Origin of the sequence: Flavobacterium mesophilum (assembly GCF_039581405.1) — a bacterium.
Lineage (GTDB): Bacteria > Bacteroidota > Bacteroidia > Flavobacteriales > Flavobacteriaceae > Flavobacterium.
In genome coordinates this window covers 167261-187536 of the sequence record NZ_JBCPXZ010000003.1, presented here as the reverse complement: position 1 = coordinate 187536, position 20276 = coordinate 167261, and the positions used below count along the sequence as shown (strand labels likewise).

Here is a 20276-nt window from a genome sequence, read left to right as displayed (position 1 = left end):
TAAAATCTGAATTCAAACAAAAAACAAAAAAATAACAACACAATGAAAGTAACTTTAAACAGAGTAAATGACGCATTTCATTTCAAAGTAAAAAATGAACGCGGACACGTAGTTGACGTTGACAGCAGAGCCGAATTTGGCGGAAGCGATTTGGGAGCAAGTCCAATGGAATTAGTTTTAATGGGAGTTGCAGGATGCAGCGCTATCGATATGATTTCAATTTTGAAAAAACAGCGTCAGGAAATCACTTCTTTTAATGCTGAAGTTGAAGGTACAAGAGTACAAATCGAAGAAGCAAAACCTTTTAAAGAAATCGATGTGGTTTTTTATTTGGAAGGAGAAATCAATCCTGAAAAAGCAAAAAAAGCAGCACAACTTTCTTTTGAGAAATATTGTTCAGTTGCCAAAACAGTTGAACCAACAGCAACAATCAAATACAAAGTGGTTTTAAACAACGAATCTTTGTAATGATTAGAAAATAAGTCAATTAGAGGATTTCTCTAAACGGTTTGAATTTTAAGTTTGGTAACAACTTGAAACATGAAACCTGAAACAAAAAAACAAAACAACACAATGAATATAGAAGAATTTGGTTTTGAAACACAAGCCATAAGAACACATTTAGAAAGAACACAATTCCAGGAACATTCAACTCCTTTGTATTTATCATCAAGCTTTATATTTGAAGATGCAGAGGATATGAGAGCTTCTTTCACGGAAGAGAAAGTCCGCAATATTTATTCTCGTTTCAGCAATCCAAATACAACAGAATTTGTTGACAAAGTTTGCGCGATGGAAGGCGCCGAAGCGGGTTATGCTTTTGCAACGGGAATGGCGGCGATCTATTCTACATTTGCTGGATTATTAGAATCAGGAGATCATATCGTTTCGGCGGGAAGTGTTTTCGGGTCTACACATGCTTTATTCATGACGTATTTTCCAAAATGGAAAATCGAAACTTCGTATTTCGATATTAATAAACCAGAAACAATTGAAAGCTTTATTAAGCCAAATACTAAAATTCTTTATGCAGAAACACCAACAAATCCGGGTGTAGATGTAATTGATTTAGAATTGTTGGGTCAAATTGCAAAAAAACACAATCTGATTTTAATCATTGACAACTGTTTTGCTACTCCATACATTCAGCAACCTATCAAATACGGAGCGCATATCGTAGTGCATTCGGCTACAAAATTAATGGACGGACAAGGTCGTGTTTTGGGTGGCATCGCAGTTGGAGACGCTGAACTAATTCGTAAAATTTATTTGTTTTCAAGAAATACAGGACCGGCAATGTCGCCATTTAATGCATGGGTTTTGTCAAAAAGTTTAGAAACTTTAGCTGTTCGTGTTGACAGACATTGCGAAAATGCTTTAAAAGTGGCTGAATTTTTAGAAACACACCCAAATGTAAACAGTGTGAAATATCCATTCTTGAAATCACATCCAAAATATGAAATCGCCAAAAAACAAATGCTTTTAGGTGGTAATATTATTGCGATTGAAATCAAAGGCGGTCTTGAAGCAGGGCGAAACTTTTTGAACAAAATTAAATTATGTTCGCTTTCTGCTAATATTGGGGATGTAAAAACAATTGTTACGCATCCAGCATCAACAACGCACAGCAAATTGTCTGAAGAAGATCAATTGGCGGTTGGAATTACGCAAGGTCTGGTTCGTGTTTCTGTTGGACTAGAAAATGTAGAAGACGTAATTGCCGATTTGAATCAGGCATTATCTTAAAATATAATCATGAAATGAAAAGGGCTATTTGTTTTAAATAGCCCTTTTTTGTTATCTTGAAATTGCTAAAATTGGAAGTTTGATTAAATATGATAAAACCAAGATTGATTTTGTTGTCGGATTTATTTGGCGGTAATCCAGAATGGATTCAGCATTATATAGAAATCTTAGAGCCTAAATTTGAGATCCAATATTACGATGTTTTAAAATTAGCTCAGATTGATTCTTCAGCTGATGAAAAGGAAATTCATAATCAATTTTTAAACGGAGGGATTGAAAGGGCTGTAAACAATTTATTAGATTATGAAAAAGAAGAAGTAGCCGTTTTAGGTTTCAGCATTGGCGGAACAATTGCTTGGAAAGCTTCGTTAAGAAGTTTGAAAACGAGCCAATTGATTGCTGTTTCATCAACAAGATTGCGTTTTGAAACTGAAATTCCAAACTGTGAAATTGAACTTTATTTTGGCAGTAATGATTTTAATAAGCCCAATCAGCAGTGGTCTTTAGATTTAAAACTAACGAATAACATTTTTGAAAATGAGGATCATCAGCTCTATTTAAAGAAACAGAATATTTTGTTGATTTGTAGTAATTTTTTGTAATTCATTCGTCAAAAAGTATATTTTTGCCAATACCAAAATTAAAATAAATTATTAATCAAATTAACTTAACCAACCATGAGTAACTCTACCTATATCCTTGATGACAAATTAGTGGCTTCAAACGGGCAAAGATTTGCTAATTACATTTTAGACACTGCTATAGTTTTTGGCTTAGTGTTTTGCTTCGCAATTTTTTTAGCTTTATTAGGAACCTTACTTGGCTTTCAAGGATTATTAGCTTGGCTTGAAAATATAAGCACATTAGAAGATAGATTGATTTTTATTCTTATAAACATTCTGTATTATGTTTTTACAGAAGGGCTTTTTGGAAGATCTTTCGGTAAATTAATTACGGGGACAGTTGTGGTAGATGAGAACGGGTTAAAGCCTTCTTTTGGAACAATTGTAAAAAGAAGTTTTTGCCGTATAATTCCTTTTGACGGTCTTTCGTTTTTTGGAAGCAGAGGTTGGCATGATTCAATGTCGGATACTTATGTTGTCAATAAAAAAGCGCTTGACGAAGAATTAAAAACATTTCACGAGTTTAATTTGATCGGAAGTGATGAAGTAATCTGATAGGCTAAGTAGAATTTAACTACTGTTCTTTTATTATTCTCATTTAAAAAGCCTATTTTTGTTGCAGAAATAAATGTGTCAATTACAAGACATTATATATTCAAAACTAATATTTTGCAATTTAAAATTTAAAGATGCTTTCAAAGAAAACAAAATACGGAATTAAAGCTTTGACTTATTTGGCGAGAAGAGAGAACAATGAACCTGTTCAAATTGCTGAAATTGCGAAAAATGAACATATTTCGATTAAATTTTTAGAGAGTATTTTATTGCTTTTAAGAAACTCTGGTTTTCTTGGAGCCAAAAAAGGAAAGGGTGGAGGTTATTACCTGATAAAAGACCCGAAAGACATCAGCATGGCGAAAGTTTATCGAATTCTAGAAGGGCCAATTGCATTGTTGCCTTGCGCTAGCCATAATTTCTACGAAAGATGTGATGATTGCGATGATGAATCTACTTGTGCCGCACGACGACTAATGACAGAGGTTCGAGATAATACGCTTAAAATATTAGAAAGTAATTCTTTGGCAGATATTGCGTTTTAATTTTTAAACCATATAAGTAATATAAGTTCATTTAATAAAGCTTAGCCTTAACGCAAAGTATAAATGAACTTATATTACTTATATGGTTTATTTTTTTTTAAAATATCAATTTATATCCTGCAAAGAAAAGCATTACAGCAATTGCGTTTCTAAGAAATTGATCAGGCACTTTGCCGCTCAACATACTTCCACAATATATTCCAGGAAGTGATCCCATCAATAATTGGCCCAATAACCCTATATCTAAGTTCCCCATAGAAGCATGTCCAAGACCTGCAACTAAAGTTAATGGAACGGCATGCGCAATTTCAGTTCCAACCAAACGAGGCGTTGGCAATAATGGATAAAGGAAAAATAAAGTTACAGTTCCAAGTGCTCCAGCTCCAATAGAAGTCAAAGTTACGGTTGCTCCCAATAAAACTCCAATTCCAATTGTCAGCATATTTTGAGTAGTACTTTCGTTATGAAATTTATCTCCGGCATGTTTTTGAGAAAAAACTAAAAGTTTCTTTTTGAATATAATCGCTACGGAAGTAAACAATAAAGCCCAGCCTAAACTGTACTTAATTACACTATTGACTTTTTCGATATCGGTTTTAATACTATTTAAGATCCAAAGTGTTACCAATGCAGCAGGAACGCTTCCTAAAGTCAGCCAACCTGTGATTTTCCAATTGATATTTCCTTTTTTGTTGTGTACAAATATACCGCCAGCTTTTGTAAAAGCAGCATAAAGTAAATCGGTTCCAACAGCCTTTGTTGGTGGAATTCCAAAATACAATAAAATAGGAGTCATTAAAGAACCTCCTCCAACACCTGTTAACCCAACTATAAATCCGACAACTAAACCTGCTATTACAAGACCAATTTGAAAATCCATAAAAAATAATTTGCTGCTAAAGTAAAAACAATTTTATAATTATCCTATAGATTTGGTAGAGATTTAAAATCTATTTAAAAAACAAATCTTTTAAATGCTTTTATTGTTTAAATATCAGGGTTTAAGGTTTTATTTGTTATAAAATTGAGAAACTATCTTAATGGCCTCTTTAAATGTAATTTAAGGGTTTAAAAAAATAAAAATATTGCTTTGATATTTAGAAATAAGTAGTATTTTTGCAAAGTAATCTATTAACCCGATAGGGTAATGGATTTTCAAAAGAAAAGAAACTCTTTTGATTTGGTTATAAAACTGATTTTTTAAAATAGGATCTGAATTATTGTAAAAGATAATTTTAGAAAGGAAGATAGATTATGAGTGCGAGTATTGTACAAGAATTATTAGAGAAAACAAAAGATTTTTCGCTTGACGAAACCTTAGTTTTTTTAGCAAAAGAATTTCCGGGAAAAGTAATTTTTTCGACTTCTTTCGGTCAGGAAGATCAAGTGATTACAGATTTCATCGCAAAAAGTAATACAGATATTAAAGTATTCACTTTAGATACTGGAAGATTGTTTCAGGAAACTTACGATGTTTTTCATAAAACATTAAAAAAATACAAAAGACCAATTGAAGTATTTTTTCCAGAAGCGGCTTCAGTAGAAAATTTGTTGAAAACAAAAGGACCAAACAGTTTTTACGATTCAGTTGAAAACAGAAAAGAATGCTGTTTTATTCGAAAAGTGGTTCCGTTGAGAAAAGCTTTAGCAGGAAACTCAGTTTGGATTACGGGTTTGAGAGCAGAACAATCAGAAAACAGACAAGATTTAAGTTTGTTTGAATATGACGGAGGTTTCGAAATAATCAAATTTAATCCGTTATTAAAATGGACTTTAGAAGAAGTTGAAACGTATCTTTCAGAAAATAATGTTCCTCAAAATGCTTTACACAAACAAGGTTTCGTAAGTATTGGATGCGCGCCTTGTACAAGAGCAATTTTTCCAGGCGAAGATATCAGAGCCGGAAGATGGTGGTGGGAATCAAGCCATAAGGAATGTGGTTTGCATAGCGCTAAAAAAGAATAAAGAGAATAGAGAATAGAATACAGATTAAGTTCCGAAGGAACGATTCATATTGTAGCGTCGGGTTTCAACCCGATGGATAAGCAAGAGAATATAGATATAGATTTTAGTTCCGAAGGAACGATCCATATTGTAGCGCCGGATTTTAATCCGGTGGAGATTAAAGAGAATAGAATAAAGAGTGGAGATTTTAGATTGGGCGAGAAACTTGAAACCTGAAACAAAATTTTCACAAATAAAATATCAAACAAAAACACAATGAGTTCAGTATTAAAAACAAACGCTTTAGAGAGTGAAGCGATATACATTTTCAGAGAAGTAATTTCACAGTTTGACAAACCGGTTTTACTTTTCTCAGGAGGAAAAGATTCTATTACATTGGTGCGTTTAGCGCAAAAAGCATTTTTTCCTGCTAAGATTCCGTTTCCTCTATTGCACGTTGATACAGGACACAATTTCCCTGAAACAATTGCTTTCAGAGATAAATTGGTAGAAGAATTAGGTTTAGAGTTGATCGTTCGTAATGTTCAGGATGCTATAGATGAAGGAAAAGTAGTTGAAGAAACTGGAAAATATTCAAGCCGTAACAGCTTGCAGACTACAACACTTTTGGATGCAATTGAAGAATTTAAGTTTGATGCTTGTATTGGTGGTGCGCGTCGTGATGAAGAGAAAGCAAGAGCGAAAGAACGTATTTTCTCTGTTCGTGATGATTTCGGACAATGGGACGAAAAAAATCAGAGACCTGAGTTGTTTGATATTTTAAATGGAAAAATTGAAAATGGTCAAAACGTTCGTGTTTTCCCAATTTCAAACTGGACAGAATTAGATGTTTGGAGTTATATCGAAAAAGAACAAATCGAGATTCCATCAATCTATTTCTCACATAAAAGAAAAGTTTTTTTGAGAGACGGTTTAATCTGGTCGCATTCTCCTTTTGTGTACCAAGAAGAAGACGAACAAATCGAAGAAAGAATTGTTCGCTTCAGAACCGTTGGAGATATGAGTTGTACAGCTGCTGTTGAATCTTACGCAGCAACAATCGAAGAAGTTGTGGGCGAAATCAGATCATCAACTATTTCTGAAAGAGGTGCCAGAATCGATGACAAACGTTCTGAGGCTGCAATGGAGAAAAGAAAACAACAAGGATACTTTTAAGTTGTTGGTTGATAGTTTTTAGTTGATAGCTGAAAATTCAATAATTATAACAATAACATAAAAGAACAGAATTAATATTTTGATGGTTTTAGTTGATGTTTTAGAAAAACCAACAACCATAAACCAACAACCAACAACATAAAAAGAATGGACGTTTTAAAAATAGCAACAGCAGGAAGTGTAGATGACGGAAAAAGTACTTTGATCGGAAGATTGTTGTACGATACAAAATCATTGACAACAGATAAAATTGAGGCAATCGAAAAAAGCAGTAAACAAAAAGGATACGATTATTTGGATTTCTCTTTGGCAACTGACGGATTAGTTGCAGAAAGAGAGCAAGGAATCACGATTGACGTTGCGCACATTTATTTTTCGACTGCAAAGAAAAGTTACATTATTGCCGATACTCCGGGGCACGTAGAATATACAAGAAACATGGTTACGGGAGCTTCAACTTCTCAGGTTTCTATCATTTTGATCGATGCTAGAAAAGGAGTTATCGAGCAGACTTACCGTCACTTTTTCATCAACAATTTATTGAGAGTAAAAGAAGTAATCGTTGCCATCAACAAAATGGACTTAGTAGATTACTCAGAAGAAGTTTTCAATAAAATCAAAGCTGATTTTGAGGCATTAAACGCTAAAAGTACTTTCAAAGAACAAAACGTAAGCTACATTCCGTTAAGTGCAATCAACGGTGGGAACGTTGTGGACAAATCGGAAAACATGCCTTGGTACGATGGACAAACAGTTTTAGAACATTTAGAAGGATTACATTCTCATGATGTTTACGAGCCAGGAAAAGCACGTTTCCCAGTTCAGACGGTTATTCGTCCAAAAACTGAAGAATACCACGATTTCAGAGGTTACGCAGGAAAATTATATGGAAACTCAATTAAAGTTGGAGATGCTGTAACAGTTCTTCCTTCTTTAACAGAATCAAAAGTTACCAAAATTCATTTCTTCGATAAATCATTTGACGAAGCTTCAGCAGGTTCTTCAATCACAATCGAATTAGAAAATGATATCAATGTAACGAGAGGGGATATGATTGTAAAATCAGACGAACTTCCAAGAATTGAAAAAGATATTACAACGACAGTTTGCTGGATGGACAGTAAAAAACTGGTTCCAGGAACTAAATATTTAGTACAGCACAATACGAACAGAGTTTTAGCAAAAGTAGAAAGCATCAAAAACACAATTGCAACTGATTATTCAGGAACAACAGAAGCTTCACAATTAGCAATAAACGAAATCGGAGAAGTGAGCATCAAATTAAGTAAGCCTTTATATTTTGACGCTTACAACGAAAACAAATCAAACGGAGCTTTTATCTTAATTGATACAGCAACGAACACAACAGCAGGAGTAGGATTTATTCGCTAGTTGCTAGTTGATGGTTTTTGGTTGATAGTTATTCTGCCAGCAAACCAACAACCAACAACAGACAACCAACAACTAAAGACAAAATGGAAAGTTTTAGAACAGAAATAGAAAATCCGGTAGTTCAGAAGGAGATTATCGAATTAGAAAAAAAGATTCACTTATTCCGTGGAGGAAAAATTGATGATGAGCGTTTTCGTAGCCTTCGTTTAGCGCGTGGTATCTACGGTCAGCGTCAGGAAGGCGTTCAGATGATTCGTATCAAATTGCCTTATGGTAAAGTGACGAGCGAGCAATTGAGAAGAATTACGGAAGTTTCAGATAAATATTCTACAGGACGTTTGCATATTACAACACGTCAGGATATCCAGATTCACTATGTGAGTTTGGACAGAACGCCTGAACTTTGGTCAGAATTGGCAAAAGACGATATTACTTTGCGTGAAGCTTGTGGAAATACCGTTAGAAATATTACAGGAAGTGAATTAGCTGGAGTTGACGTAAATGAGCCATTTGATGTTTCGCCTTACGCACACGGCATGTTCCAATACTTATTAAGAAACCCAATCTGTCAGGAAATGGGACGTAAATTCAAAATTTCGTTCTCTTCTTCAGATGAAGATACAGCTTTGAGTTATTTACACGATTTAGGATTTATTCCGAAAATTAAAGACGGACAAAAAGGATTTAAAGTAGTTTTTGGAGGAGGTTTAGGATCTCAGCCAGCACACGCAGAATTACTTTCAGAGTTTATTCCGGTTAACGAAATCATTCCAACAGCAGAAGGAATCATTCGTATTTTTGATAGATATGGTGAGCGTGCAAAAAGAATGAAAGCCCGTATGAAATTCTTAATCAAAGAAATGGGGAAAGACGCTTTCCTTGATTTGGTTGAAAAAGAGAAAAAAGCAATCGCTTTTGAAACATACGAAATTGATACCACTGCTTTTGACGGTCCAATTCCGGAACCAGTTTTAGAAGTGCCGCAAGTTACAATCGAAGATGTTGCAGCTTATGAAGCTTGGAAAAAATCGAATGTAATTGCACAAAAACAAGCAGGATATTATGCTATCGGAATCAAAATTTTATTAGGAGATTTTTATACTGATAAAGCGAGATTATTAGCAGATTTAATTAAAAATTACGCAGCAAACGAATTGCGTTTTTCATTGCGTCAAAATATTGTAATACGTCACGTAAAAGAGGAAAATCTTCCTTTCTTTTATCAAGAATTAGCCAAACTTGACTTTGTTCATTTAGGATATAATTCGGTTGGAGATATTACGGCATGTCCGGGTACTGATACTTGCAACTTGGGGATTGCAAGTAGTACCGGTATTGCGGAAGAATTAGAAAGAGTTTTAAGTGCAGAATATCCTCAGTATTTAAACAACCGCGAAATTGAAATTAAAATTTCAGGCTGTATGAATGCTTGCGGACAACATAATATGTCTGCAATTGGATTCCAAGGAATGTCTATCAATTCAGGAAAATTAGTGGCTCCGGCTTTACAAGTTTTATTGGGTGGAGGAAGATTAGGAAACGGAGAAGGACGTTTTGCTGATAAAGTAATCAAAATTCCAAGCCGTAGAGGGCCAGAAGCTTTGCGTACCATCTTAAATGATTTTGACGCTAATGCAAATGGAGAAAAATTCCTAAACTATTATGATGCAAAAGGAGAGAAATACTTCTACGAAATCTTAAAACCATTATCTGATGTAACTAATTTAACAGAAGCTGATTTTGTGGATTGGGGTAACGCAGATAACTACGTAAAAGCAGTTGGAGTTGGAGAATGTGCTGGTGTTGTGATTGATTTAGTTGCTACTTTATTATTAGAAGCTAAAGAAAAAATCTCTTTCGCACAAGAAGCTTTCGACAACCAAAAATGGTCAGATGCGATTTATCACGCTTACGCTGGATTTGTAAATGGAGCAAAAGCTTTATTGTTGGCAGAAAACCAAAAAACAAACCACCACGCAGGAATCGTTGATTTGTTTGACACTGTTTTTATCGATACCAATAAAATCGAATTGAATTCAACTTTTAAAGACTTGGTTTACCAAATCAATAAAAATGAACCATCTGAAGCTTTCGCTAAAGATTACATCGCGCAAGCCATTGTTTTCTTTGATAAAATCGAAACATTCAGAGCACAAGAATTAGCAAATGCTTAATATAAAACCCAAAATAACTTTAGTCGGTGCAGGTCCGGGTGATCCCGAATTATTGACGCTGAAAGCTGTAAAAGCACTGGCTGAAGCTAATGTGGTTTTATACGACGCCTTAGCCAACGAAGAAATTCTTGATCATGCACCAAAAAATGCCATTAAGATTTTTGTTGGAAAACGAATTGGAAACCATGCTTACACGCAAGATCAAATCAATCAATTGATTGTCGATAATGCGCTGACGTATGGAAATGTGGTTCGTTTAAAAGGTGGCGATCCGTTTGTTTTTGGAAGAGGAAGCGAAGAAATAGAATACGCAGAAAGTTTCGGAATCGAAACGATTGTCGTTCCAGGAATTTCATCTGTAGTGGCCGTTCCCGCAAGTCAAGGAATTTCGATTACAAAAAGAGGTGTTTCAGAAAGCTTTTGGGCGATTACAGGCACAACATCAGATAGAAAATTATCTTCAGATGTAGCTTTGGCGGCGCAATCTTCTGCAACAGTTGTAATCTTGATGGGAATGCATAAACTGCCTCAGATTATCGATTTGTTTCAAAAAGAAAACAAAGGAAATCTGCCAGTTGCCATCATTCAAAATGGAACAACAGCAGAAGAAAAAGTAGGTGTAGGAACAGTCGATTCGATTTTAGAAATAGTAAAAGCAAAAGAATTGGGTTCTCCGGCCATTATCGTTTTAGGCGAAGTGGTAAAAGAAAGCCACAAACTAAAAGGATTTTACGAAGAATTTTGTCAAAAAAAGGAGTTAGATAAAATGTTCCGTCAGAACCAATTTATTGGAAAAAAATAAACGGTTTGATGATAAAGTTCCGAAGGAACGATTCATATTGTAGCGTCGGGTTTCAACCCGATGTAGACAAAGAAATGAAAAACATAGCCCAAGGTTTCAACCTTGGGAAACTTGAGATTCATTATTTTTGATGAAACAAAAGATTAAAATGGAACAAAACGAATTATATCCAATATTTCTAAAGCTTCACAATTTAAATGTATTAATTGTAGGCGGAGGAAATGTAGGTCTGGAAAAGCTTTCTTTCTTGTTAAAGTCAAGTCCGAATGCAAATGTTGAGGTAGTAGCAAAAGAATTTCATTTAGAAATAAAAGTTCTGGCAGAGCAACATCCTTCGATAAAATTGACAAAATCGAAGTTCAAAAGGAAAATGCTCAAAAAGCGCCATATGGTAATTGCTTGTACAGATAATCTTGAAGTCAATAAAAGAGTGTACGATTTAGCCAGAAAGCGTTATTTGATTTGCAACATCGCCGATACGCCAGATTTATGTGATTATTATTTGGGTGGCATTGTAACAAAAGGAAATGTAAAAATTGCCATTTCAACCAACGGAAAATCGCCAACAACAGCCAAAAGGCTTCGAGAGTTTTTCGAAGAAGTAATTCCGGAAGATATCAATCAAATGGTTGAGAATCTGAACGAATACCGAAAGACGCTAAAAGGCAATTTTGAAGATAAGGTAAAAAGAATGAATGAAATCACTTCTTCATTAAAAAATAGAGAGTAAAAATTTCCAAAGAAATGAATGATAAAAATCATTGAATAAAGAATAAATTATTCGTTTCTTTGTATTATTAAGAATGATTATAAACAACAACCGTAATGATTAAAACAGATATACTTATAATTGGAGCAGGACCAACAGGTTTATTTGCCGTTTTCGAGGCAGGATTATTGAAATTAAAATGTCATATCTTAGATGCTTTACCGCAGCCAGGAGGACAGCTTTCAGAATTATATCCTAAGAAGCCAATTTATGATATTCCTGGATTCCCAGAAGTTTTAGCCGGAGATCTTGTAGACGGACTAATGGAGCAAATCAAACAATTTGAGCCTGGTTTTACTTTAGGAGAGCGTGCTGAAACAATCGACAAGCAAGAAGACGGAACTTTTATTGTGACGTCTAATAAAGGAACTAAATTCCACGCGCCAGTTATCGCAATCGCAGGAGGTTTAGGAAGTTTCGAGCCTCGTAAGCCACTTATCGAAGATATCGAGTTTTATGAAGATAAAGGAGTAAAATACTTCATCAAAAATCCTGAGAAATTCAGAGATAAAAGAGTTGTTATTGCAGGAGGAGGAGATTCAGCATTAGACTGGTCAATTTTCTTGGCAAACGTAGCTTCAGAAGTAACTTTAGTTCACCGTAGAAACGAATTTAGAGGAGCTTTAGATTCTGTAGAAAAAGTACAGGAATTAAAATCAGCTGGAAAAATCAAATTAATTACTCCAGCAGAAGTTATCGGAATCAACGGTGCTGAGCACGTAGAATCTTTAGATATCGAAGAAAACGGAGCACACCGTAAAATTGATTGCGACTATTTCATCCCACTTTTCGGATTAACGCCAAAATTAGGTCCAATTGGAGACTGGGGATTAGAAATCGAGAAAAATGCAATTAAAGTAAACAATGCATTAGATTACCAAACAAACATTCCTGGAATCTTCGCAATTGGAGACATCAACACATACCCTGGAAAATTAAAATTGATTCTTTGTGGTTTCCACGAAGCAACTTTAATGTGTCAGGCTGCTTATTCAATCATCAACCCAGGTAAAAAATACGTATTGAAATATACTACAGTATCTGGAGTAGACGGTTTCGACGGAACTCGTAAAGAGGCGCCGAAGGCAGTTGTTAAAGCGATAGTCTAAGTTACTGAGATGCTAAGTTTCTAAGCTACTAAGATTTTTATATAGAAAGCTCAAACTATAAGTTTGAGCTTTTTTTTTATGAAACAAAATTTTAAACTTAGAGTCTTAGTCGCTTTTCAAAAACTTAGAAACTCAGTATCTTAGAATCTTAGCAACTTAAAAAAAAACATTTGCAAATCGTATTGTCATTTCATACCTTTGCACTGTTCTTAAAATTTATTGTTCGTTATCACGAAAGGCGGAGGGATAGACCCGATGAAACCTTAGCAACCCTTTACTATAAAGAAGGTGCTAAATTCTACTTTTTACCATAAACACAGGTATTTAAGATAGATAACACAAATACATTCTAGTATTTCTCAAAACTTTTCTAAACAACTTACAAATAATTTACCGAAAGCAATTTCGGTAAGGAGCGAATCATTGGCGCATTTTTGCAGTCAATAGTTCCCGCTTTTCGTTGCAATCTTTTGCTTTTTAAAGAAAAAAGCAAAAGGATTTCCACTTCAATCGGGGCTAAAGAGCCAGCAATAGTGCACTTTTGGAATTAATTAGAATTAAAAAACTTAGCATCTTAGAACCTTAGTGTCTTAGAATCTAAAAGGAAAAAATATGTCGATTACAATTCAAGAAGCAATAAAGAAAAATATCCTAATCCTTGATGGAGCAATGGGAACTATGTTACAACGCTACAACTTCTCAGAAGAAGATTTTCGTGGCGAGCGTTTCAAAGATTTCCCGCATCCGCTAAAAGGAAACAACGATTTATTATCCCTGACACAGCCACAGGCAATTCGTGCCGTGCATGCTGCTTATTTTGATGCAGGAGCAGATATCGTAGAAACCAATACTTTCTCAGGAACAACAATCGGTATGGCCGATTATTTCATGGAAGATTTGGTTTACGAACTAAACTACGAATCGGCTAAATTGGCGAGAGAGGTTGCGGATGAATTCACAGCAAAAAATCCAGAAAAACCACGTTTTGTAGCCGGTTCAATCGGGCCGACAAACCGTACGGCAAGTATGTCACCAGACGTAAACGATCCAGGCTACAGAGCCGTAACTTTTGACGATTTGCGAATTGCATACAAAGAGCAAGTAGAAGCCCTAATGGACGGAGGTTGCGATTTACTTTTAGTAGAAACGATTTTCGATACACTAAATGCAAAAGCAGCACTTTTCGCCATTGAAGAAGTAAAAGAAGAACGCAATCTTGATATTCCAATCATGGTTTCAGGAACAATTACTGATGCTTCAGGAAGAACACTTTCTGGACAAACAGTTGAAGCGTTCTTGATTTCAGTTTCACATATTCCGTTATTAAGTGTTGGTTTCAATTGTGCTTTAGGAGCCGATTTGTTGAAACCGTATTTAAAAACATTAGCTCATAATACAAGTTTTAATGTTTCAGCACACCCAAATGCGGGATTGCCAAACGCGTTCGGACAATACGATGAAACTCCAGAACAAACTCAGGCATTCATCAAAGAATATTTAGAGGATAATTTAATCAATATCATTGGTGGTTGTTGCGGAACAACTCCAGATCATATCCGATTAATGGCAGAAGTAGCGAAGGATTATAAGCCACGTGTAGCGCCGGTTTTTGAATAACTTGTTTTTCGATTTAAATTAATATGACAGTAGGAGCGTTAACAAGTATCAGCATAATAGTAGTAATGTCTATACTTGCAAAGATTTTTCCATATAAAAAGCCAGAAGGTAATTTAAACGTTGATATAAATACGTTAAGAGGTAAGTATCAAATTTGGGATTTATTTTCTGCGGTTTTGATATTTATATTAATTCCAGGAATAACATATTTAATAGGTTCGCTGTTTTCGATTATTTTTTATTCGACTAAAGTGAACAATCCTGAAATTATATATCATATTGGTACAAGTAGGTTAATGTGGTATATGCCAGCATTAGTTTTGTCTTTTGGATTAATTAGAATTCCAATGACGTTAATTTATAAACTTATTTTTAAAGAAGACTATAATCAATTTATGTTGTATTCAGATTTAAAAACGGGTGTTGATGGTATGCGAGTATTAAATTATATGACTTGGATATCAGGAATAGGATCGGTTTTGCTTTTGATTTTACTATCCGATTATTCGGTTGATATTTATAAAGAAAAGATTGTATTAAATGATTTTTTAACTTTTTCAGATAAGTCATATTCATTGTCTGAAATACAGTCTATAAATTATATTCAGCCTATAAATCCAAATACACAACAACCTGAAAAAGAATCATATTTTATTAGATTTAATGACGGTGGGCATTGGGATACAGCTAGAGGTCTTGAAGATGATAATAATAGACAGAGTGAAATCATTAATTTTTTATCTGAAAAAACAGGATTAAAAATTAACGAGTTGCAAAAGAATCCAGAATAATAAAATAATTATCCTTAGGGTTTTGGAAACCTTGCAGGAAAGAAATAAGAATAAAAAAACTTAGAACCTAAGCCTCTCAGAAGCTTAGCAACTTTAAAGAAAATGACTGAAAAAAGAAGAGACCTTGTATTATCAGGATTAGAACCTTTGATTATTACGCCAGAAAGCGTTTTTGTAAACGTTGGAGAGCGTACGAATGTAACGGGTTCGCGAAAATTCCTTCGATTGATCAAGGAAGAGAAGTATGACGAGGCACTTGATATTGCAAGACAGCAGGTAGAAGGAGGAGCGCAAATCATCGATATTAATATGGATGAGGGAATGTTGGATGGTGTAAATGCCATGACCAAATTCCTAAATTTAATTGCTGCAGAACCAGATATTTCGAGAGTGCCGATTATGATCGACAGTTCGAAATGGGAAATTATCGAAGCAGGTCTGAAAGTAGTACAAGGAAAAAGTGTTGTAAACTCGATTTCGTTAAAAGAAGGCGAAGAAGCTTTTATTCATCACGCTAAATTAATCAAACGTTACGGTGCGGCGGCTATTGTAATGGCTTTTGACGAAGTAGGTCAGGCTGATAATTACGATCGTCGTGTTGAAATTTGTGCGCGTTCTTATGATATTTTGGTCAACAAAGTAGGTTTCCCTCCGCAGGATATTATCTTCGATTTGAACATTTTCCCAGTGGCAACAGGAATGGAAGAACACCGCCTGAATGCATTGGACTTTTTTAGAGGAACAAAATGGGTTCGCGAGAACTTGCCACACGCACATATCAGCGGTGGTGTGAGTAACGTTTCGTTTTCGTTTAGAGGAAATGACGTTGTTCGTGAAGCAATGCACTCGGTATTTTTATACCACGCAATTAAAGAAGGAATGACGATGGGAATCGTAAATCCGGAGATGTTGACGATTTACGATGATATTCCGAAAGACTTATTAGAGCACGTTGAAGACGTAATTTTAGATAGACGTGATGATGCTACGGAAAGACTTTTGGATTTTGCAGAAAATGTAAAAGGAGAAGTAAAAAGCGACGAAAAAGCGGTTCAGGAATGGCGTTTAGGATCGGTTCAGGATCGTATTACGCATTCATTGGTAAAAGGAATCGATGCTTTTATTGAAGAAGATGTTGAGGAAGCACGTTTAGCAGCAACAAAACCAATTGAAGTTATCGAGATCAATTTAATGGCCGGAATGAATGTCGTTGGAGATTTGTTCGGAAGCGGAAAAATGTTCTTGCCTCAGGTAGTTAAATCGGCTCGTGTAATGAAAAAAGCAGTTGCTTATTTATTGCCATTTATTGAAGCAAGTAAACAAGCTGGCGACAAACAAGGAAACGGAAAAATCCTGATGGCGACTGTAAAAGGTGACGTTCACGATATTGGAAAAAACATCGTTTCGGTAGTTTTGGCTTGTAACAATTACGAGATTGTAGATTTAGGTGTAATGGTTGCTCCAGAGAAAATCATTGCAGCAGCTATCGAACATGAAGTAGATATTATCGGATTAAGCGGATTGATCACGCCTTCGCTTGACGAAATGGTGTATTTGGCCAAAGAATTAGACAAGCAAAATATTAAAATCCCGATTATGATTGGTGGGGCAACGACTTCACGCGCGCATACAGCTGTGAAAATTGCACCTCAATACAGAGAAACTGTAATTCACGTAAACGATGCTTCGAGAGCCGTTACGGTTGCAGGAAATCTTTTAGATCATAATCGAAAAATATATGCTGCAGACATTCGTGCAGAATACGATTCTTTTAGAGAAACGTTTTTAAATCGTTCAAGAGATAAAAACTTCTTAACGATTGAAGATGCGCGTAAAAATAAATTACCATTGGATTGGAGCGAATATACTCCAGTGAAACCAAAAGTAATCGGCGCACAAACTATAGAAGTAGAATTGGATGTTTTGGTTCCATACATCGACTGGACGCCATTCTTCCAAACTTGGGAATTGTACGGGAAATATCCAGCGATTTTAACGGATGAGGTTGTGGGTGAACAAGCGACTTCTGTTTTTAATGATGCTCAGGCAATGCTGAAAGTTATTTTAGAAGAGAAAAAACTAAAAGCAAAAGGTATTTACGGAATTTTCCCTGCGAATCAGGTAAATGATGATGATATCGAATTGCGTGATGAAAACGGAAAAGTTTTAGAGAAATTCTTAACGCTTCGTCAGCAGTCACAAAAAACGAAAGGCGCACCAAATATCGCTTTAGCCGATTTTATTCTGCCAAAAGAAAGCGGAATAGAGGATTATATGGGAGCTTTCTGTGTAACCACTGGTTTTGGTGTAGACGAATGGGCTGCAGAATACGAAAAGAATTTAGACGATTATAATTCGATTATGGTTAAAGCGCTTGCGGATCGTTTTGCTGAGGCTTTCGCCGAATATCTTCACGAGAGAGTACGTAAAGATTTCTGGGGCTATGATTCTGAAGAATCTTTAACTAATGAAGAATTAATTAAAGAGAATTATAAAGGAATTCGTCCCGCTCCAGGTTATCCAGCTTGCCCAGATCACTTAGAAAAACCAACGATTTGGAAACTTTTGGATGTTGAAAAACAAACAGGAGTGAAGTTGACAGAAAGTATGGCGATGTGGCCAGCTTCATCGGTTTCAGGATATTATTTCGGGAATCCAAAAAGTAGATATTTCGGATTAGGAAAAATAAAAGAAGATCAAGTTACAGATTACGCAAAACGCAGAAATGTACCGCTTGATTACGCAATGAAATGGTTAAATCCTAATATAGCGGATTAATTTGGTTGATGGTTTTTGGTTGATAGTTGATGGATTGACCAGCAAGACTAACAACCATCAACTGACAACAAACAACTAAAACAAAAATGGAATACAGTAAATTGGATGTGTGGCTGGAGGCGAGGAAGTTGGTGAATTTGTTGTATGATTTTTCAAAACTGTTTCCAAAAGAAGAATTGTTTGGATTGACGAATCAAATGCGAAGAGCATCAATTTCAGTACCTTCAAATATCGCAGAAGGGTGTGGAAGACAGACGTCAAAAGAAACAATACATTTTCTTCATATTTCAAGAGGCTCGCTATATGAATTGGAAACTCAATTTTATTTGGCCTTTGATCAAAAATATATTGAAGAAAATAATTTTAACATCGCACTTGCACAGATTGAAACCTGCAAGAAGTTATTAAATGGATTTATTAATTATTATAAAAAGATAATGTAGTTGAAGTTGTGATTGTAAAGTTCCACAAGAACCATCAACCATCAACCATCAACCATCAACCAAAAATAAATGAAAGTAACAGAACATATAGAAAACGCCAAAGGAAAAACATTATTCTCATTTGAAATTATTCCGCCTCAAAAGGGGAAAAGCATTCAAGAATTATACGATAATATTGATCCGTTGATGGAGTTTAATCCGCCGTTTATTGATGTAACGACTTCTCGTGAAGAGTACATTTATATTGACAAAGGGAATGGACTTTTGGATAAAAAACTAACTCGTATGCGTCCGGGAACGCTTGGAATTTGCGCTTCTATAAAACACAAATACAATGTGGACACAGTGCCGCATTTGCTTTGCGGTGGTTTTACAAAAGAAGAAACTGAGTACGTGCTGGTTGACTGTCATTATTTAGGAATCAACAATGTAATGGCACTTCGTGGAGATGCCATGAAAGACGAGCAGTCTTTTGTGCCGAAAGCAGGTGGAAATCATTATGCAATTGATTTGGTAAAACAAATTAAAGATTTAAACTCTGGACAATATCTGCATGAAGTAATCGATACTGATAACAGAGCCGATTTTTGTATTGGAGTTGCAGGTTATCCGGAGAAACATTTAGAATCTCCTTCTTTGCAATCCGATTTAAAAAGATTAAAAGAAAAAGTAGATGCAGGAGCTGATTATGTAGTAACGCAGATGTTTTTTGATAATGCTAAATATTTTGCTTTCGTAGAAAAAGCGAGAGAAATGGGCATCACGATTCCGATTATTCCTGGAATTAAACCAATTGCAGTTCAAAGACATTTACAAGTATTGCCACAAATTTTCAGAATCGATTTACCAGAAGATTTAATAGATGCAGTTGACAAATGCAAAAATAACGCTGAAATCAAACAAGTCGGAATCGAGTGGGCGATTCAGCAGTCATTAGAATTAAAAGCGGCCGGAGTTCCGTTTTTACACTATTATTCAATGGGGAAATCTGAGAATATCCGTCAGATTGCTAGTCAGGTTTTTTAATGACACACGCATAGAACTTTGTCAAAGTTTTAAACTTTGACAAAGTTCTTCACGTTTTGTTTGTAAATTGGAATTTGGATTTTTTTTAAATTTGGAATTTAAATCTTGTTATCATGAAAAATGAAGAATTACAAGCCATTGCCTCTCAATTAAAACATCCATCAGGAGAAAAAGGAATCGAAATGGGAAATATGATGAACGAAACGAACATCAATATGACCAAACATTCCATTCAAAATCTAAATATTTCGGCAGCAAATAAAATTCTAGAATTAGGTCACGGAAACGCAGGCCACGTAGAATTTCTTTTCGAACAGGCAGATAACCTAAAATATTACGGACTTGAAATGTCGGAATTGATGTTTCAGGAAGCGCGCCAGATCAACAGAAATTTTGTTTCTCAAAAACAGGCATTCTTTTCGCTTTATGACGGAAATAAAATTCCTTTTGAAGATGAATCTTTCGATAAAATTTTCACAGTTAATACCATTTATTTTTGGCAAAAGCCAGAAGAGTTGCTTTCAGAAATCTACAGAGTTTTAAAACCAAACGGAAATTTTTGTCTGACATTTGCTGAAGAAGATTTTATGAAAACGTTGCCCTTTACTCAATTTGAGTTTGAGCTTTACAGCACTGAAAAAGCAAAGAATTTGATTGAGAAAACCACTTTTAAAATTGTTTATACCGAAATGCAGACCGAAAAAGTGAAAAGCAAAACTGGAGAACTTGTCGATAGAGCTTTTACCACATTTGTTCTCGAAAAATAATAAAAGAAAGAGTATTAGT

19 protein-coding genes and 1 riboswitch are annotated in these 20276 nt (G+C 35.1%); of the genes, 18 read left to right on the top strand and 1 reads right to left on the bottom strand.

Annotated elements, in window-relative coordinates; translation table 11 throughout:
* Positions 1-42: 42 nt before the first annotated feature.
* The 5 genes from AAYQ19_RS09765 to AAYQ19_RS09745 all read left to right on the top strand — a co-directional run bounded on the left by AAYQ19_RS09765 (position 43) and on the right by AAYQ19_RS09745 (position 3469).
* Positions 43-468, top strand: a complete 426-nt coding sequence (locus tag AAYQ19_RS09765) for an OsmC family protein (protein WP_343536036.1) — start codon at positions 43-45, stop codon at positions 466-468.
* Between the two features lie 105 nt (positions 469-573).
* Complete coding sequence (locus tag AAYQ19_RS09760) at positions 574-1746, top strand: trans-sulfuration enzyme family protein (protein WP_343536035.1); 1173 nt, start codon at positions 574-576, stop codon at positions 1744-1746.
* Positions 1747-1835: 89 nt separating this feature from the next.
* A complete protein-coding gene (locus tag AAYQ19_RS09755; protein ID WP_343536034.1) occupies positions 1836-2348 on the top strand; it encodes an alpha/beta hydrolase in 513 nt (170 codons plus the stop codon).
* Between the two features lie 75 nt (positions 2349-2423).
* The gene (locus tag AAYQ19_RS09750) at positions 2424-2924 is read left to right on the top strand and encodes an RDD family protein (protein WP_343536033.1); all 501 of its coding nucleotides are present in this window, start codon (positions 2424-2426) and stop codon (positions 2922-2924) included.
* Between the two features lie 134 nt (positions 2925-3058).
* Entirely contained in the window at positions 3059-3469 is a 411-nt protein-coding gene (locus AAYQ19_RS09745) for an RrF2 family transcriptional regulator (RefSeq protein WP_026728538.1), read from the top strand.
* Positions 3470-3566: 97 nt separating this feature from the next.
* Here the strand turns inward: AAYQ19_RS09745 and AAYQ19_RS09740 are convergent, their stop codons facing one another.
* On the bottom strand, positions 3567-4349 hold the full coding sequence (locus AAYQ19_RS09740; RefSeq protein ID WP_343536032.1) for a sulfite exporter TauE/SafE family protein: 783 nt from the start codon (positions 4347-4349) through the stop codon (positions 3567-3569).
* A gap of 374 nt (positions 4350-4723) precedes the next feature.
* Between AAYQ19_RS09740 and AAYQ19_RS09735 the strand changes: the two genes are divergently transcribed.
* From AAYQ19_RS09735 to AAYQ19_RS09675, 13 genes are all read left to right on the top strand, one after another.
* Positions 4724-5434, top strand: a complete 711-nt coding sequence (locus AAYQ19_RS09735) for a phosphoadenylyl-sulfate reductase (RefSeq protein ID WP_343536031.1) — start codon at positions 4724-4726, stop codon at positions 5432-5434.
* Between the two features lie 255 nt (positions 5435-5689).
* Positions 5690-6589: a sulfate adenylyltransferase subunit CysD gene (cysD, locus tag AAYQ19_RS09730; protein WP_057117574.1), complete on the top strand. Its 900-nt coding sequence runs from the start codon at positions 5690-5692 to the stop codon at positions 6587-6589.
* A gap of 147 nt (positions 6590-6736) precedes the next feature.
* On the top strand, positions 6737-7981 hold the full coding sequence (locus AAYQ19_RS09725; RefSeq protein WP_343536030.1) for a sulfate adenylyltransferase subunit 1: 1245 nt from the start codon (positions 6737-6739) through the stop codon (positions 7979-7981).
* Positions 7982-8064: 83 nt separating this feature from the next.
* Positions 8065-10155, top strand: coding sequence for a ferredoxin-like domain-containing protein (locus AAYQ19_RS09720; RefSeq protein ID WP_343536029.1), 2091 nt, complete (start codon positions 8065-8067; stop codon positions 10153-10155).
* Positions 10148-10957: a uroporphyrinogen-III C-methyltransferase gene (gene cobA, locus AAYQ19_RS09715; RefSeq protein ID WP_343536028.1), complete on the top strand. Its 810-nt coding sequence runs from the start codon at positions 10148-10150 to the stop codon at positions 10955-10957. The genes AAYQ19_RS09720 and cobA overlap by 8 nt, the downstream gene beginning before the upstream one ends.
* 148 nt (positions 10958-11105) lie before the next feature.
* Positions 11106-11687, top strand: a complete 582-nt coding sequence (locus AAYQ19_RS09710; protein ID WP_343536027.1) for a precorrin-2 dehydrogenase/sirohydrochlorin ferrochelatase family protein — start codon at positions 11106-11108, stop codon at positions 11685-11687.
* A 95-nt stretch (positions 11688-11782) separates the two neighbouring features.
* Complete coding sequence (locus AAYQ19_RS09705; RefSeq protein WP_343536026.1) at positions 11783-12835, top strand: NAD(P)/FAD-dependent oxidoreductase; 1053 nt, start codon at positions 11783-11785, stop codon at positions 12833-12835.
* Positions 12836-13058: 223 nt separating this feature from the next.
* Positions 13059-13175, top strand: a riboswitch (SAM riboswitch).
* Between the two features lie 272 nt (positions 13176-13447).
* Positions 13448-14452 carry a homocysteine S-methyltransferase family protein gene (locus AAYQ19_RS09700; RefSeq protein ID WP_343536025.1) on the top strand — a complete coding sequence of 335 codons (1005 nt, stop codon included), beginning with the start codon at positions 13448-13450 and terminating at the stop codon, positions 14450-14452.
* Positions 14453-14475: 23 nt separating this feature from the next.
* Positions 14476-15243: a hypothetical protein gene (locus tag AAYQ19_RS09695; RefSeq protein ID WP_343536024.1), complete on the top strand. Its 768-nt coding sequence runs from the start codon at positions 14476-14478 to the stop codon at positions 15241-15243.
* 102 nt (positions 15244-15345) lie between these two features.
* Positions 15346-18021: a methionine synthase gene (metH, locus tag AAYQ19_RS09690; RefSeq protein WP_343536023.1), complete on the top strand. Its 2676-nt coding sequence runs from the start codon at positions 15346-15348 to the stop codon at positions 18019-18021.
* A gap of 86 nt (positions 18022-18107) precedes the next feature.
* Positions 18108-18464 (top strand): four helix bundle protein, encoded by a 357-nt coding sequence (locus tag AAYQ19_RS09685; RefSeq protein WP_343536022.1) that lies wholly within the window; start codon positions 18108-18110, stop codon positions 18462-18464.
* A 69-nt stretch (positions 18465-18533) separates the two neighbouring features.
* A complete protein-coding gene (gene metF, locus AAYQ19_RS09680) occupies positions 18534-19490 on the top strand; it encodes a methylenetetrahydrofolate reductase [NAD(P)H] (protein WP_223707384.1) in 957 nt (318 codons plus the stop codon).
* A 113-nt stretch (positions 19491-19603) separates the two neighbouring features.
* Positions 19604-20257 carry a class I SAM-dependent methyltransferase gene (locus tag AAYQ19_RS09675; RefSeq protein ID WP_343536021.1) on the top strand — a complete coding sequence of 218 codons (654 nt, stop codon included), beginning with the start codon at positions 19604-19606 and terminating at the stop codon, positions 20255-20257.
* Positions 20258-20276 lie beyond the last annotated feature (19 nt).